Source organism: Streptomyces sp. YIM 98790, from assembly GCF_011421595.1.
Classification (GTDB): Bacteria; Actinomycetota; Actinomycetes; order Streptomycetales; family Streptomycetaceae; genus Streptomyces.
The window spans coordinates 1-14,171 of the sequence record NZ_WTLH01000026.1 but is presented as its reverse complement, the minus strand read 5'-3'; the positions used below and the strand labels follow the sequence as shown (position 1 = coordinate 14,171).

The window sequence follows — 14,171 nt, the reverse complement described above, 5'->3', positions numbered from 1 at the left end:
ATGCGGGCCCAGTGATATGTCGCTTCGGCGACACGGTCAGCCGGAGGCCTCCCGGGTGGCGGCGGCGGTCGTCCCGGCCGCGGCCGTCTTCTTCGCCGCTGTCTTCTTGGCCGTGGTCTTGGCGGCCGTCTTCTTGGCCGTGGTCTTCTTGGCCGTGGTCTTGGCGGCCGTCTTCTTCGCCGCGGTCTTCTTGGCGGCCGTCTTCTTGGCTGCGGTCTTCTTCGCGGCGGTCTTCTTGGCCGTCTTCTTCGCCGGCCCCTTGGCCCGCTTCTCGGCCAGCAGTTCGAAGCCGCGCTCCGGGGTGATGGCCTGCGGATCGTCGTCCCGCCGCAGGGTGGCGTTGGTCTCGCCGTCCGTGACGTACGGGCCGAAGCGGCCGTCCTTGACCACCACCGGCCGGCCGGTGGCCGGGTCCTCGCCCAGCTCCTTCAGCGGCGGCCTGGCCGCGGCCCGCCCGCGCTGCTTGGGCTGGGCGTAGATGGCCAGCGCCTCCTCCAGGGTGATCGTGAAGATCTGCTCCTCGCTGCTCAGCGAGCGCGAGTCGGTGCCCTTCTTCAGATACGGGCCGTAGCGGCCGTTCTGCGCGGTGATCTCCTGGCCGCTCTCCGGGTCGGTGCCGACCACCCGGGGCAGGGAGAGCAGCTTCAGCGCCTGCTCCAGGGTGACGGTGTCCGTGCTCATCGACTTGAACAGCGAGGCGGTGCGCGGCTTGACCGCGTTCTTCCCGGTCCGGGGCACGTCCTCGGGCAGCACCTCGGTGACGTAGGGCCCGTAGCGGCCCTCCTTGGCGACGATCAGGTGGCCGGTGGCCGGGTCGGTGCCCAGCTCGCGGTCGCCGGTCGGCCGGGACAGCAGTTCCCGGGCCTTCTCCAGGGTCAGCTCGTCCGGCGGCAGATCCTCCGGCACGTCGGAACGCCGGGCCGGGGCCTCCGGATCGGCGCCGGGCTCGGGCGGCGCCTCCAGGTACGGCCCGTAGCGGCCGACCCGCAGCACCACGCCGTCGCCCACCGGGAAGGACGACACCTCCCGGGCGTCGATCGCGCCCAGGTCGGTGACCAGGTCCTTCAGCCCGGCCAGGTGGTCGCCGCCCCCGGCGTCCTCGCCGAAGTAGAAGCGGCGCAGCCACGGCACGGCCTCGGTGTCGCCGGCCGCGATGCGGTCCAGGTCGTCCTCCATCTTGGCGGTGAAGTCGTAGTCGACCAGCTGCCCGAAGTGCTGCTTGAGCAGGTTGACCACGGCGAACGACAGCCAGGACGGGACGAGCGCGGTGCCCTTCTTGAAGACGTAGCCGCGGTCCAGGATGGTGCCGATGATCGAGGCGTAGGTGGAGGGGCGGCCGATCTCCCGCTCCTCCAGCTCCTTGACCAGGGTGGCCTCGGTGTAGCGGGCGGGCGGCTTGGTGGCGTGGCCGTCCACCGCCATGGCGCGGGCGGCCAGGGCGTCGCCCTCGGTCACGGCCGGCAGCCGGCGCTCGCGGTCGTCCAGCTCGGCGGCCGGGTCGTCGGAGCCCTCCACATAGGCCTTCATGAAGCCGTGGAAGGTGATGATGGTGCCGGAGGCGGTGAACTCGCAGTCCCGGCCGTCGGCGGAGGTGCCGGCGACCCGCACGGTGACGGACTGGCCGGTGGCGTCCTTCATCTGGGAGGCGACGGTGCGCTTCCAGATCAGCTCGTAGAGGCGGAACTCCTCGCCGCGCAGCCCGGTCTCGGCCGGGGTGCGGAAGCGGTCGCCGGAGGGCCGGATCGCCTCGTGCGCCTCCTGCGCGTTCTTCACCTTGCTGGCGTAGGTGCGGGGCTTGTCCGGCAGGTAGCCGGAGCCGTAGAGCTGGGTGACCTGTGCGCGGGCCGCCGCCACCGCCGTCTCGGAGAGGGTGGTGGAGTCGGTCCGCATATAGGTGATGAAGCCGTTCTCGTACAGCCGCTGGGCCACCTGCATGGTGACCTTGGCGCCCATGCCGAGCTTGCGGGAGGCCTCCTGCTGGAGGGTGGTGGTGCGGAACGGCGCGGAGGGCGAGCGGCGGTAGGGCTTGGAGTCCACCGAGCGGACCGCGAACGCGGTCCGCTCCAGGGCGGCGGCCAGGGCGCGGGCGGCCTGCTCGTCCAGGTGCAGCACGCCGGCGCTGCCGCTCTTGAGCCGGCCGTCCGGGCCGAAGTCGCGGCCCTGGGCGACGCGCCGGCCGTCCACCGTGACCAGCCGGGCGGCAAAGGTCTCGGCGGTCTCCGGGTCGCGGGCGAAGGTGCCGGTCAGGTCCCAGTACTCGGCGGTGCGGAAGGCGATCCGCTCCCGCTCCCGCTCCACCACCAGCCGGGTGGCCACGGACTGCACCCGGCCGGCCGACAGCCGGGGCATGACCTTCTTCCACAGCACCGGGGAGACCTCGAAGCCGTAGAGCCGGTCCAGGATGCGGCGGGTCTCCTGGGCGTCCACCAGCCGCTGGTTCAGCTCGCGGGGATTGGCCACGGCGGCCTGGATGGCGTCCCGGGTGATCTCGTGGAAGACCATCCGGCGCACCGGCACCTTGGGCTTGAGCACCTCCTGAAGGTGCCAGGCGATGGCCTCGCCCTCCCGGTCCTCGTCGGTGGCGAGGTAGAGCTCGTCGGACTCGGCCAGCAGCTCCTTGAGCTTCCTGACCTGGTCCTTCTTGTCGCTGTTGACCACATAGAGGGGTGCGAAGCCCTCGTCCACGTTGACCCCGAGGCGGGCCCACGGCTCGCCCTTGTACTTGGCCGGCACCTCGGCGGCGCTGCTCGGCAGGTCGCGGATGTGCCCGACGCTGGCCTCGACCACATACCCCGGGCCGAGGTAGCCCTTGATCGTCTTGGCCTTGGCAGGCGACTCGACGATCACAAGTCGGCGTCCGCCCTTCGCGGTGTCGCTGGTCGGGGACAACGTCTTCTCGCTCTTCTCTCTCCGGTCGGTGTCGGCCCTTCCGGGCTCCCCCGGGCGGCGGCCCGGGAACATACGGCTGTCTGCGGAGTGTGACGGTACCTCCCGCATGCGTGTCAAACGGGAATACCCCACAACGCCTTCCGACGGTAACCGAACGACCGGCATTCCCGCCGCCCGATCGCCCCTGGCAGGATGTGCGTGGCCGGTCACCCCGGATCCGTGCGGTGCGGAGCGGACCGGCCGCAGTGCCGGGCCGCCGCCCCGGGCACTGTGCGTCCTGCCGGCTTCCGACCCTTACGGAAGAATCGACCCTCAGGGGGAGACGTGTCCAACCCGAACCCTTACGGACAGCCGTCCGAGCAGCCGGGCAAGCCCGGTCAGACCGGAGCGCCGGGCCAGCCCGGACAGCCGGGCTACGGCTACCCGCCGCCCGTGGGGAACAACCCCTACCAGCAGCAGCCGCCGCCGCAGGGGCAGCCCGGCTACGGCTACCCGCAGGCGGGGTCCGCCGGCTACCCGCCGCAGCAGGCGGCGTACGGCTACGACCCGAACGCGCCGTACGGCTACGACGCCTACGGCCGGCCGTACTCCTCCAAGACCAAGCTGGTGGCCGGGCTGCTCCAGCTGCTGGTGGGCGGCCTGGGTGCGGGGCGTTTCTACACCGGTCACTACGGCCTGGCCGTGGGACAGCTGCTGACCTGCGGCGGCCTGGGCATCTGGGCGCTGATCGACGGCATCTACCTGCTGGTCAAGGACGGCGTCACGGACTCCGACGGCCGCGTGCTGCGGTCGAGCTGAGCCCGCCGGGGTGGCAGGCATGACCCAGACACCGACGCCCGCGCGTACCGCGCCGCCGCAGCCCGGGCCCGTGCCGCGGGCCACGTCACGGCCGCCGTCGCCGCCGTCGCCGTCGCCGTCGTCGCCGCCGCCGCGGCGGTCCTCGCGGTCCCTGCCGCTGCCCGGGTGGCTGTCGCATCCGGCCGTGCCGCCGCTGGCGGTGCTGGGCGCGGGCCTGGCGGGCGGCGTCCATCTGTGGCACACCGATCCGCACCAGGGCGGTCAGCTGCTGCCGCGCTGCCCGTTCAACTGGGCCACCGGTCTGCTCTGCCCGGCCTGCGGCGGCACCCGGATGGCCTACGACCTGATGCACGGGGACTTCGCCGCGGCCTTTCACGACAATGCCGCACTGCTGCTGCTCGGCATGCCGCTGGGCGCGTATCTGGGCGGGCGCTGGCTGTACGAGGGGGTGCGCGGGCGGCGGTGGAAGCCGCGGATCGGTACCGCCGGGACGGCGGTCGTCCTGGGTCTGGCCGTGCTCTGGACGGTGGTCCGCAATCTCACCGGCTGAGATACAGCAGAGGAAACGATCATGGCGAAAAGCCGATGAGATCACGGTTGCATCAAGATCTGCCGAATTCCGCAACCGCGCGCCGGTGTGAGGGGTCACAAACGATGCTCATGGCACAGAAGTTCCCGTCCATGAGCAACCGTTTCATCCGTCAAACCGCTCAACGGAACACCAGATAGAGGTCACACACATCATGGCCAACTACGAGACCGCCCCCAACGGCCAGCCGTACTCCGAGAAGTCGAAGATGGTCGCCGGGATCCTGCAGATCCTGGTCGGCGGCCTGGGCGCCGGCCGCTGGTACACGGGTCACACCGGCATCGCCATCGCGCAGCTCCTGACCTGCGGCGGCCTCGGCGTGTGGGCGCTGATCGACGGCATCCTCTTCCTCACCAGCAACGACCGTACCGACGCCCAGGGCCGCATCCTGAAGCCCTGAGCGCGGGCACGCCGACGCCGCGGTGACGGCTCCGGCCGTCGCACCGTCCGGCATCACGGCATCACGGCGGCACCCGGTGCGGGCCGTGCGGGTTCCTCCCGCACGGCCCGCCCGCGTTTCCGGGCCCGGCACGGGACCGCGCGGGACACCGGGACGCCGGGGCGGCCGGACGCCGGGGCGGCCGGACGGCGGGACGGCGGGGCCGAGCGCGGTGCTCAGCCCCCGGCCGGGGCCGGGCGCAGGAAGCCCTGCTCCACCAGGGAACGCAGCACATCGGGCGCGGCGGCCCGCAGCACCACCGGGTCCTCCTCCAGCAGCCGCGCGATGGCGTCCACCAGGGTGCCGGCGGTCATGCTGCCGTCGCAGCTTCCGGCCAGTCCGGCGGCCACCGTGTCCACCGTCATCGCCCGCCTCATGCCGTGCCGCTGACGCAGCACCAGATGCTCGGGATGTTCCGCGCCCGGCTCGCCGATCTGCTCCTGCACCACGCCGGGCGCGAGCCGGAAACGGGTCTGGAGCAGTGCGGCGTCGTCGTGGTCGCGCAGGAACGCCTGGCGGGTGAAGTGGTCCCGGACGGCGTGGCCGAGGGGCTGCTCCACCGCATGCGGCCACTCCTCGGCGACCACGGCCGAGCCCGAGGCCCCGCTGCCGCTGCCGGTGCGGTGGACGGTGATCCAGCCGAAGCCGACGGCGGTGGTGCGGCGTGCCGCGAACTCCTCCAGCCAGGCGTCGTACCGGGCGGCGTACTCCTCGCCGTCCGGGTGCAGCCCGGCGTCCCGCAGCCAGAGCTCGGCGTACTCGGTGACGTCCTGCTGCTCGCGCTGCACGATCCAGGCGTCGCAGCCGTCCGGCACCCAGGCGGCCACCCTCTCCCGCCAGTCCTCGCCCGCCACGTGCTCCCAGTTGGCCAGGAGCTGGCACCAGCCGCCCTCGGTGAGGTGGGCGGCGCAGCCGCGCACCAGGGCGCGGCACAGCTCGTCGCCGGGCATGCCGCCGTCCCGGTAGGTCAGCCGGCCGTCCGCGCCGGGCGGCGAGATCACGAACGGCGGATTGGACACGATCAGGTCGTACCGCTCATCACCCGCGCTGCCGCCCCGGCCCCGGGAGGTGCGGAGCGGTTCGTACAGCGAGCCCTGCCGCAGTTCGGCCCCGGGCGCCCCGGAGAGCGCCAGGGTCAGCCGCGCGGCGCGCAGCGCCCGCGGGTTCACGTCGGTGGCGGTGACCCGGGCGGCGCGCTGCGACAGGTGCAGGGCCTGGATGCCGGAGCCGGTGCCGACGTCCAGGGCGCGGCCCACCGGGCCGTCCACGGTGATCTGCGCCAGGGTCGTGGAGGCGCCGCCGACGCCGAGCACCACGTCCGGGTCCCGGCCGCGGCTGCCGGCCGCGCCGCCCACCGCGCAGCCGAGGTCGGAGACGATCCACCAGTCCTGGCCGTCCGGGCCGGAGAAGGGGCGGACGTCGGCCGTGGCGCGCACCTCGTCCCCGTCCCGGTGCAGCCAGCCGTCGGCCAGCGCGGCGTCCAGGACGGGCAGCGCGGCGGCGGCACGGCGGAGCGGCACGGGCTGCTGGAGCAGGAAGAGGCGGATCAGCGCGGACAGCGGGGAACCGTCCCGGGTGGTGCGCAGCGCGGGCACGGTCTCGTTGCGGGCCAGTGCCGCGTAGGCGGGGGCGCCGAGCAGTTCCAGCACGCCGTCGGCGGTGAAGGAGGCGGACAGCAGGGCGTCGCGCAGCCGGGCGGTGTCCGGGCCGGCGACGGGCAGTTCGGTCTTGGTCACAGGTCCATCCTCGCCCCGGAAGGGGCTCTCCCTTCCGTGCCGGTCACCCCTGCCCGTTCCCGGCGCTCTCCCCGCTCTCCGGGTCCTCCTCGGATTCGTCCCGGGCCGCATCGTCCCCGCCGTCCCCGCCGTTCCCGGAGCCCTCGGTGTCCGCCGAGCCCTCGCTGTCCCCGGTGCCCTCGGTGTCCCCGGTGTCCCCGGTGTCCCCGGTGTCCGGCGGGCCCGGGGTGGGGGTCTGGCAGCTCGGCTGTGCGGCCAGCGCCTCGCCCAGCCGGCCGGACTGGAGCTCGCTCAGCGCCGCGTCCCCGGACCGGGTCAGCTCCTCCACCTTGCCCGCCAGCTCCCGCAGGCCCTCGGCGAACTTGGCGCGGTCCGAGGTGTCCAGCTCCTCCGCCACGGACTGGAGCCCCTCGTACGCGTCGGAGAGGGCCTGCAGCTCGCCCTGGGCGTCCTCGCGCAGCTGGGCACCGTCCTCCACCGGCGGGTCACCGGCCTCGCCGAGCGCGTCGGAGAGCGCCGCATAGGCCTCGGAGAGGTCCTGGTAGGCCTGGACGTCGACCTCCTTGACCTCCTCCGGGGTGGCGTCCTCCCGTTCGCTGACCTCGGCGATCGACCGGTGGGCGGCGGCGATCTTCTCCGCCTGCGGCTGCCGCAGATCGCAGAAGGTACGGGCCCATGCCTCGCGCTTCCCCGCGCTGTCGTCCGAACACCCGGTGAGGGTCAGGACGAGCAGCATGCAGGCGGAGAGCCAGCCGGACACCCCCGTCGCGAGCTTCTTCTTCACCGTTTCGGTCCCTTCTGCCGGTTCGGCCCCGGAACCTAGCACCGCCGGGCGGGCGGCGTGCCATCGGCACACCGCCCGCCCGGCGCTCGTCACTCGATGTCGACCGCCCGGCACGGAGCGGAGGTCTCCGGCACCGGGCGGGCGCCCGCGGCCCGGGGCTACTCCTTTCCGGCCGGCCCGGCCACGGCCCGGGCGGCGTTCCCGGGGCCCGTGCCGCCGCCGGGCGGCTCCGCCCCGTCCTCGGGGTTGTCGTCGCCGACCGTGATGTCCCGCCGCTTGGAGGCGTAGACCGCGCCCACGATGATCACCACGGCCAGACCGGCGATCAGGCCGCGCAGCGGCGCGCTGGCGTCGTCGCCGTAGGAGAGCGCCACCACCGCCGGGGCGATCAGCAGCGCCACCAGGTTCATCACCTTCAGCAGCGGGTTGATGGCCGGGCCGGCGGTGTCCTTGAACGGGTCGCCGACGGTGTCGCCGATGACGGTGGCGGCGTGCGCCTCGCTGCCCTTGCCGCCGTGGTGCCCGTCCTCCACCAGCTTCTTGGCGTTGTCCCAGGCGCCGCCGGAGTTGGCGAGCAGCACGGCCATCAGGATGCCGGTGCCGATCGCGCCCGCCAGGTAGGCGCCCAGCGCGCCGATGCCCAGGCCGAAGCCGACCGCGATGGGCGCCATCACCGCCAGCAGGCCGGGGGTGGCCAGCTCGCGCAGCGAGTCCCGGGTGCAGATGTCGACCACCCTGCCGTACTGCGGCTTCTCCGAGTAGTCCATGATCCCGGGGTGTTCGCGGAACTGGCGCCGCACCTCGTAGACCACCGAGCCGGCGGAGCGGGAGACGGCGTTGATCGCCAGCCCGGAGAACAGGAACACCACGGAGGCGCCGATGATCAGGCCCACCAGGTTGCTGGGGTAGGAGATGTCCAGCGACAGGCCGGTCTCGTCGGCGATCTGCGAGGCGGTGAGCTGGGCGTCGCGCACCGCCTCGATGACGGCGTCCTGGTAGGAGCCGAACAGCGCGGCGGCGGCCAGCACCGCGGTGGTGATGGCGATGCCCTTGGTGACCGCCTTGGTGGTGTTGCCGACCGCGTCCAGGTCGGTCAGCACCTGGGCGCCGCCGCCGTGCACGTCGCCGGACATCTCGGCGATGCCCTGCGCGTTGTCGGCCACCGGCCCGAAGGTGTCCATGGCGACGATCACGCCGACCGTGGTGAGCAGCCCGGTGCCGGCCAGCGCCACCGCGAACAGCGACAGCATGATGGTGCCGCCGGCCAGCGCGAAGGCCGCGTAGACGCCGAGCGCCACCAGCAGCGCGGTGTACACCGCGGACTCCAGGCCGAGGGAGAAGCCGGAGAGCACCACGGTGGCCGGGCCGGTGCGGGAGGTCTTGCCGATGTCCCGCACCGGGCGCCGGGACGGCTCGGTGAAGTAGCCGGTGAGCTGCTGGATCACCGCGGCCAGCAGGATGCCGATGGCGACCGAGGCCAGGGCGAACCAGCGCGGGTCGGCGTCGTGGCCGAGGATCTCCTCGGAGGCGCCGGTCAGCTCGGCGAAGGTGCCGGGCAGGTAGACGAAGGCGGCGATCGCCACCAGCACCAGGGAGACGCCCGCGGAGATGAAGAAGCCGCGGTTGATGGCGGTCATCGAGGTGCGGTCGCCGGCGCGCGGCTGCACCACGAAGATGCCGAGCATGGCGGTGAGCACCCCGATGGCGGGCACCAGCAGCGGGAAGGCCAGGCCGGCGTCGCCGAACGCCACCGAGCCCAGGATCAGCGCGGCGACCAGGGTGACGGCGTAGGACTCGAACAGGTCGGCCGCCATGCCGGCGCAGTCGCCGACGTTGTCGCCGACGTTGTCCGCGATGGTGGCGGCGTTGCGCGGGTCGTCCTCCGGGATGCCCTGCTCGACCTTGCCCACCAGGTCGGCGCCGACGTCCGCGGCCTTGGTGAAGATGCCGCCGCCGACCCGCATGAACATCGCGATCAGCGCGGCGCCCAGGCCGAAGCCCTCCAGCACCTTGGGCGCGTCGGCGGCGTAGACCAGCACCACGCAGGTGGCGCCGAGCAGGCCGAGGCCGACGGTGCACATGCCGACCACGCCGCCGGTGCGGAAAGCGATCTTCATGGCCTTGTGGCGGACGGCCTCGACTGCGGCGGGAGAGGATTCCGAGCCGTCGGAGGAAGGATTGGCCTCGCGGGCGGCCGCGGCCACCCGCACATTGCTGCGCACCGCCAGCCACATTCCCAGGTAGCCGGTGCCCGCGGAGAATGCGGCGCCGATCACGAAGAAGAGTGACCTGCCGATGCGCTCATTCCAGTCGTCGGCGGGAAGGAGAAGGAGCAGAAACACCACGATCACCGCGAAGACGGAGACGGTGCGCAACTGCCGGGCGAGGTAGGCGTTCGCGCCTTCCTGCACGCCGGCGGCGATCTGCTTCATGCTGTCGGTGCCCTCGTCCGCGGTCAGGACCTGCCTGACCAGAACCACGGCGAGTGCCAGGGCTGCCGCGGCGATCACCGCGATGACCAGGACCAGTACACGGTTACCGCTAGTGAGCTCGGCTGCTGACGCTGCCCCGGTGAGACTCCCCAGGGGGGTTGGTGACCCCACCATTTCGTCCTCCTTGACGCTCGGGCTTGACGCTCGGGCTGCTCCAGTACACACAGGTGTGGCCGGAGTGTAGAGAGAGGACCCGAATTCAGACAGGGGCCACGTAGGGCAATTCACTGGCAAAGACCAGAGCGAATACCGGAAGGGCGGATGGAGTTACGAAAAGCTCCATCATTATTCATGTGGTTCAGCCGGACGAGTGATCACGAAAAAGATCCACAACGCAAAAACTCCCTGGTCGTCGGGATTCAGGGAGTCAAACAGGCGCACCGCAGCACGGCTTGGTTCATGCACACGCGGCATGCCTCTGCCGCGGCACGCAGGCCCGGAGAGGACCGGACGGCGACGGCGGGGGCCGGAAGGATGGCCGGAGCGTGACGGGCCCCCGTCGGCCGCCCCGGCGTCGCCGTCGCCGGGGTGTGCAGGAGGGTGGGCGGGCGGGCCGTGGAACGGGCGGGAGCCGGGCCGGGAGCCGGGCCGGGACCCGCCCGGGGGTCAGGTCAGGGTGGGCGGCTTGGCGGGCCAGCTCATCCGGATCAGCCCGCCGCGCGCGTCCGAGGTGACCTCCAGATCGTCCACCAGGCCGCGGATCACCGCCAGGCCCAGCTCGTCCGCCTCGCCCTCCCCGGACTGCCCGGCGGCCGGGCCGCCGGGGGCCGCCGCGCCGGGCAGCGGCGCGTCGTCCCCCACTTCGATGGAGAACGCCGTCTCGCCCTCGCTCAGGGTCACCCGCACCGGCGTGGTCAGGCCGTGCACCGCGTGCAGGCCCACGGCCCGGCTGCAGGCCTCGCCGACCGCCAGCCTCAGCTCGTCCAGGACCGACTCGTCCACCCCGGCGCGGCGGGCCACCGCCGCGGCCACCAGCCGTGCGGTCCGTACATGCTCCGGAGAGGCGCTGAAGCGCAGTTCGACGGTGGCCATGATTCCCCTCCAGGTCGGCGTCCGGATGCCGCCCCGGCGGCCGGCCGGGTACGGACGGGCCTGGAGCGGCATCCGGGTGATGCTTGTGTCGCAGCGTTGGTGATTCTGGTCCGGCGCAGGGCCCACCTCCCGGCCGGGCCGACCGCCGCTCGGCGTGCACAGGCGGCGTGCCCGGTCGGGCGGGCTCCCCCCTCGCGCGCCTGCACGGCGCGCGGGGGGCGGCGGCCGGACGGCCGGGTCAGTCGGTCGCCGAGACGGCTTCGTCCACCGTGGCGTGGATGGGGAAGACCTTGGTCAGACCGGTGATCCGGAAGATCTTCAGGATGCGCTCCTGGTTGCACACCAGACGCAGCGACCCCTCCTGGGCCCGCACCCGCTTCAGCCCGCCGACCAGCACACCGAGGCCCGTGGAGTCGAGGAAATCGACCCGCTCCATGTCCACCACAAGGTGATGGTTGCCCTCGTTCACCAGCTCGACCAGCTGTTCGCGCAGCTTGGGCGCGGTGTAAACGTCAATCTCGCCGCCTACCTCGACGACCGTCCGGTCGCCAACGGAACGGGTCGACAGGGACAGGTCCACGGAACCTCCAGCACCTCAGCCAACGTACGGTCGCCCGGCAAGACCCCGCGCGGCACGGGGACGGATTCGGCAGCCGCGATGGCATTCAATCACTTACCGCCGGTCCGGGACGACGACTTAGCGCCATTGTCCGTCGGACCGGTGACAACCACACCTGGCAGAGCCGGGTGCCACACTCGTGGTGATGTCCCACGAAGAAGCCCCGGCCGCCGCTGTCGGCGGTGCGGCGGTCCGCCCCGCGCCACGCGCCCTGCTCGATCGTCTGAGCAGCGGCGCCGAACGCGCGGGACGTGTCACCCACACAGAGCATGTGCCCGCTCGTCCGGCCCGGCATTCCCCCTGGCCGGAGACGGTGCACCCGGATCTGGCCGCGGCCCTGGCGGCGGCCGGCATCGACCGCCCCTGGCGCCACCAGGCGGAGGCCGTCGCCCGCGCGCTGGACGGGGAGTCGGTGGTGGTGGCCACCGGCACCGCCTCGGGCAAGTCGCTCTGCTATCTGGTGCCGGTGCTCAACGCCCTCATCACCCCCGAAACCGCCCCGGAAGCCGCCCCCGCCGCCGGGCGTGCCGCGGCCCGCCGGGCCCGGGGCACCGCCGGGGGCACCACCGGGCACCCCACCGCGACCGCGCTCTACCTGGCTCCCACCAAGGCGCTCGCCGCCGATCAGCTGCGCGCGGTGAAATCCCTGGCCGGGCCGCTGGGACCGGCCGCCGTGCGGGCCGTGTGCTACGACGGCGACACCCCGCCCGAGGAACGCACCTGGGCCCGCCGGCACGCCAATCTGCTGCTCACCAACCCGGACATGCTGCACCGCTCGCTGCTGCCCGGGCATCGCCGCTGGTCCTCCTTCCTCCGCTCGCTGCGCTATGTGGTGGTGGACGAATGCCACGTCTACCGGGGCGTCTTCGGCTCGCACGTGGCCCAGGTGCTGCGGCGGCTGCGCCGGGTGTGCGCCCACTACGGCACCGAACCCGCCTTCCTGCTGGCCTCCGCCACCACCGCCGAGCCGGCCGTCTCCGCCGAGCGCCTCACCGGCGTGCCGGTCACCGAGATCACCGAGGACTGGTCGCCGCGCGGCGAACTGGTCTTCGCGCTCTGGGAGCCGCCGCTGACCGAGGGCCGGGGCGAGCGCGGCGCCCCGGTGCGGCGCACCGCCACCGCCGAGGCCGCCGAGCTGCTCACCGACCTGGTGGGGCACGGGGTGCGCACCGTGGCGTTCGTCCGCTCCCGCCGGGGGGCCGAGCTGATCTCGGTCATCGCCCAGGAGCAGCTCGGCCGCCGGGACCCGGCGCTGGGCCGGCGGGTCGCCGCCTACCGGGGCGGCTATCTGCCGGAGGAGCGCCGCGCCCTGGAGCGCGCCCTGCACAGCGGCGGCCTGCTGGGGCTGGCCGCCACCAACGCCCTGGAGCTGGGCGTGGACGTCGCCGGGCTGGACGCGGTGCTGCTGGCCGGCTACCCCGGCACCCGGGCCTCGGTGTGGCAGCAGGCCGGGCGGGCGGGCCGGCACCGGCAGGGCGCGCTGGCCGTGCTGGTGGCCCGTGACGACCCGCTGGACACCTATCTGGTCCACCACCCCGATGCCCTCTTCCGCCGCCCGGTGGAGTCCACCGTGCTGGACCCGGCCAACCCGTACATCCTGGCGCCGCACCTGTGCGCGGCGGCTGCCGAGGTGCCGCTCACCGGGGACGGGCTGGCACTGTTCGGGCCGTCCGCGGCGGCGCTGGCCGAGAAGCTGGCGGGGCGGGGCCTGCTGCGCCGCCGGGGCACCGCCTGGTACTGGACCAGACGGGAGCGGCCCGCCGGCCTGGTGGACATCCGCGGCAGCGGCGGTGAGCAGGTGCAGGTCGTCGAGGAGGCCACCGGGCGGCTGCTGGGCACCGTGGACCAGGCCGCGGCGCACACCGCGGTGCACGAGGGCGCGGTCCACCTCCACCAGGGCCGCAGCTACGTGGTCCGCCACCTGGACCTGGCGGGCCATGTGGCGCTGGTCGAGGAGTCCAGCCCGCCGTGGAGCACCTGGCCGCGCGACACCACCGAGATCGGCGTGCTGGAGACCGAGCGGGAGATCCCCTGGGGCGAGGCCCGGCTGTGCTTCGGCTCGGTGCAGGTCACCCACCAGGTGGTGTCCTATCTGCGGCGCAGGCTGGTCACCGGCGAGGTGCTGGGCGAGACCAGGCTCGACCTGCCGCCGCGCACCCTGCGCACCCGGGCCGTGTGGTGGACCCTCACCGAGGACCAGCTCGAAGCGGCCGGCATCGGACCCGAGCTCCTGCCCGGAGCGCTGCACGCCGCCGAGCACGCGGCCATCGGCATGCTGCCGCTGTTCGCCACCTGCGACCGCTGGGACATCGGCGGCGTCTCCACCGCGCTGCATCCCGACACCCTCCTTCCCTCGGTCTTCGTCCACGACGGGCACCCGGGCGGCGCGGGCTTCGCCGAGCGCGGCTTCCACACCGCCAGGGAGTGGCTCACCGCCACCCGGGACGCCATCGCCGCCTGCGAGTGCGACCACGGCTGCCCGTCCTGCATCCAGTCCCCCAAGTGCGGCAACGGCAACGAGCCGCTGCACAAGCGGGGCGCCATACGGGTGCTCACGGCACTGCTGCGCGGGAGCGCGCCCGCACCCGGTACGGACCGGCCCTGACCTCCACGGACAGATCGGCGGCGCCGGACCACGGCACGGCACACCGCACCAGGTGGGCGCCCTGTGCCGCGGCCACCTCCCGGGCCCGGCCGCACACGGCCGCCGGTTCGCCGGCCGCGGCTCCGGACAGCGCCCGCTCGGCCGCGGCCAGCGCGGCCAGATCGGCGGCGGTGGCCGCCCGCTGCCGC

General features: G+C 73.4%; 10 protein-coding genes and 1 pseudogene. 4 read left to right on the top strand and 7 right to left on the bottom strand.

The window, feature by feature from the left end:
• Positions 1 to 36: 36 nt before the first annotated feature.
• Complete coding sequence (gene topA, locus GQS09_RS07180; protein WP_165985153.1) at positions 37 to 2,889, bottom strand: type I DNA topoisomerase; 2,853 nt, start codon at positions 2,887 to 2,889, stop codon at positions 37 to 39.
• A 324-nt stretch (positions 2,890 to 3,213) separates the two neighbouring features.
• Between topA and GQS09_RS07175 the strand changes: the two genes are divergently transcribed.
• The 3 genes from GQS09_RS07175 (at position 3,214) to GQS09_RS07165 (ending at position 4,676) form a co-directional block, all read left to right on the top strand.
• Positions 3,214 to 3,687, top strand: a complete 474-nt coding sequence (locus GQS09_RS07175; RefSeq protein ID WP_313896027.1) for a TM2 domain-containing protein — start codon at positions 3,214 to 3,216, stop codon at positions 3,685 to 3,687.
• 70 nt (positions 3,688 to 3,757) lie between these two features.
• Positions 3,758 to 4,237, top strand: coding sequence for a DUF2752 domain-containing protein (locus GQS09_RS07170; RefSeq protein WP_399552435.1), 480 nt, complete (start codon positions 3,758 to 3,760; stop codon positions 4,235 to 4,237).
• Positions 4,238 to 4,430: 193 nt separating this feature from the next.
• Entirely contained in the window at positions 4,431 to 4,676 is a 246-nt protein-coding gene (locus tag GQS09_RS07165; RefSeq protein WP_165985150.1) for a TM2 domain-containing protein, read from the top strand.
• A 215-nt stretch (positions 4,677 to 4,891) separates the two neighbouring features.
• Here GQS09_RS07165 and GQS09_RS07160 read toward each other — a convergent pair whose 3' ends face one another.
• The 5 genes from GQS09_RS07160 to GQS09_RS07140 form a co-directional block, all read right to left on the bottom strand.
• Positions 4,892 to 6,451: a methyltransferase gene (locus tag GQS09_RS07160; RefSeq protein ID WP_313896026.1), complete on the bottom strand. Its 1,560-nt coding sequence runs from the start codon at positions 6,449 to 6,451 to the stop codon at positions 4,892 to 4,894.
• 43 nt (positions 6,452 to 6,494) lie between these two features.
• Positions 6,495 to 7,235, bottom strand: a complete 741-nt coding sequence (locus tag GQS09_RS07155) for a small secreted protein (RefSeq protein ID WP_165985148.1) — start codon at positions 7,233 to 7,235, stop codon at positions 6,495 to 6,497.
• A 158-nt stretch (positions 7,236 to 7,393) separates the two neighbouring features.
• On the bottom strand, positions 7,394 to 9,841 hold the full coding sequence (locus tag GQS09_RS07150) for a sodium-translocating pyrophosphatase (protein WP_165985147.1): 2,448 nt from the start codon (positions 9,839 to 9,841) through the stop codon (positions 7,394 to 7,396).
• A gap of 492 nt (positions 9,842 to 10,333) precedes the next feature.
• Positions 10,334 to 10,759 carry an ATP-binding protein gene (locus GQS09_RS07145; RefSeq protein ID WP_165985146.1) on the bottom strand — a complete coding sequence of 142 codons (426 nt, stop codon included), beginning with the start codon at positions 10,757 to 10,759 and terminating at the stop codon, positions 10,334 to 10,336.
• 238 nt (positions 10,760 to 10,997) lie between these two features.
• Entirely contained in the window at positions 10,998 to 11,339 is a 342-nt protein-coding gene (locus GQS09_RS07140) for an STAS domain-containing protein (RefSeq protein WP_165985145.1), read from the bottom strand.
• 184 nt (positions 11,340 to 11,523) lie between these two features.
• Between GQS09_RS07140 and GQS09_RS07135 the strand changes: the two genes are divergently transcribed.
• Positions 11,524 to 13,983 (top strand): DEAD/DEAH box helicase, encoded by a 2,460-nt coding sequence (locus GQS09_RS07135; protein ID WP_165985144.1) that lies wholly within the window; start codon positions 11,524 to 11,526, stop codon positions 13,981 to 13,983.
• Here GQS09_RS07135 and GQS09_RS29190 read toward each other — a convergent pair.
• Positions 13,931 to 14,171, bottom strand: a pseudogene (locus GQS09_RS29190) (helicase); the annotation flags it as partial. The gene GQS09_RS07135 and the pseudogene GQS09_RS29190 sit on opposite strands and share 53 nt — an antisense overlap.

What these genes read in the sequence shown, in the direction of transcription:
- GQS09_RS07165 (WP_165985150.1), top strand. Translation starts at nt 4,431, where the DNA reads ATGGCCAACTACGAGACCGCCCCCAACGGCCAGCCGTACTCCGAGAAG.
- GQS09_RS07150 (WP_165985147.1), bottom strand. Translation starts at nt 9,841, where the DNA reads ATGGTGGGGTCACCAACCCCCCTGGGGAGTCTCACCGGGGCAGCGTCA.
- GQS09_RS07145 (WP_165985146.1), bottom strand. Translation starts at nt 10,759, where the DNA reads ATGGCCACCGTCGAACTGCGCTTCAGCGCCTCTCCGGAGCATGTACGG.
- GQS09_RS07135 (WP_165985144.1), top strand. Translation starts at nt 11,524, where the DNA reads ATGTCCCACGAAGAAGCCCCGGCCGCCGCTGTCGGCGGTGCGGCGGTC.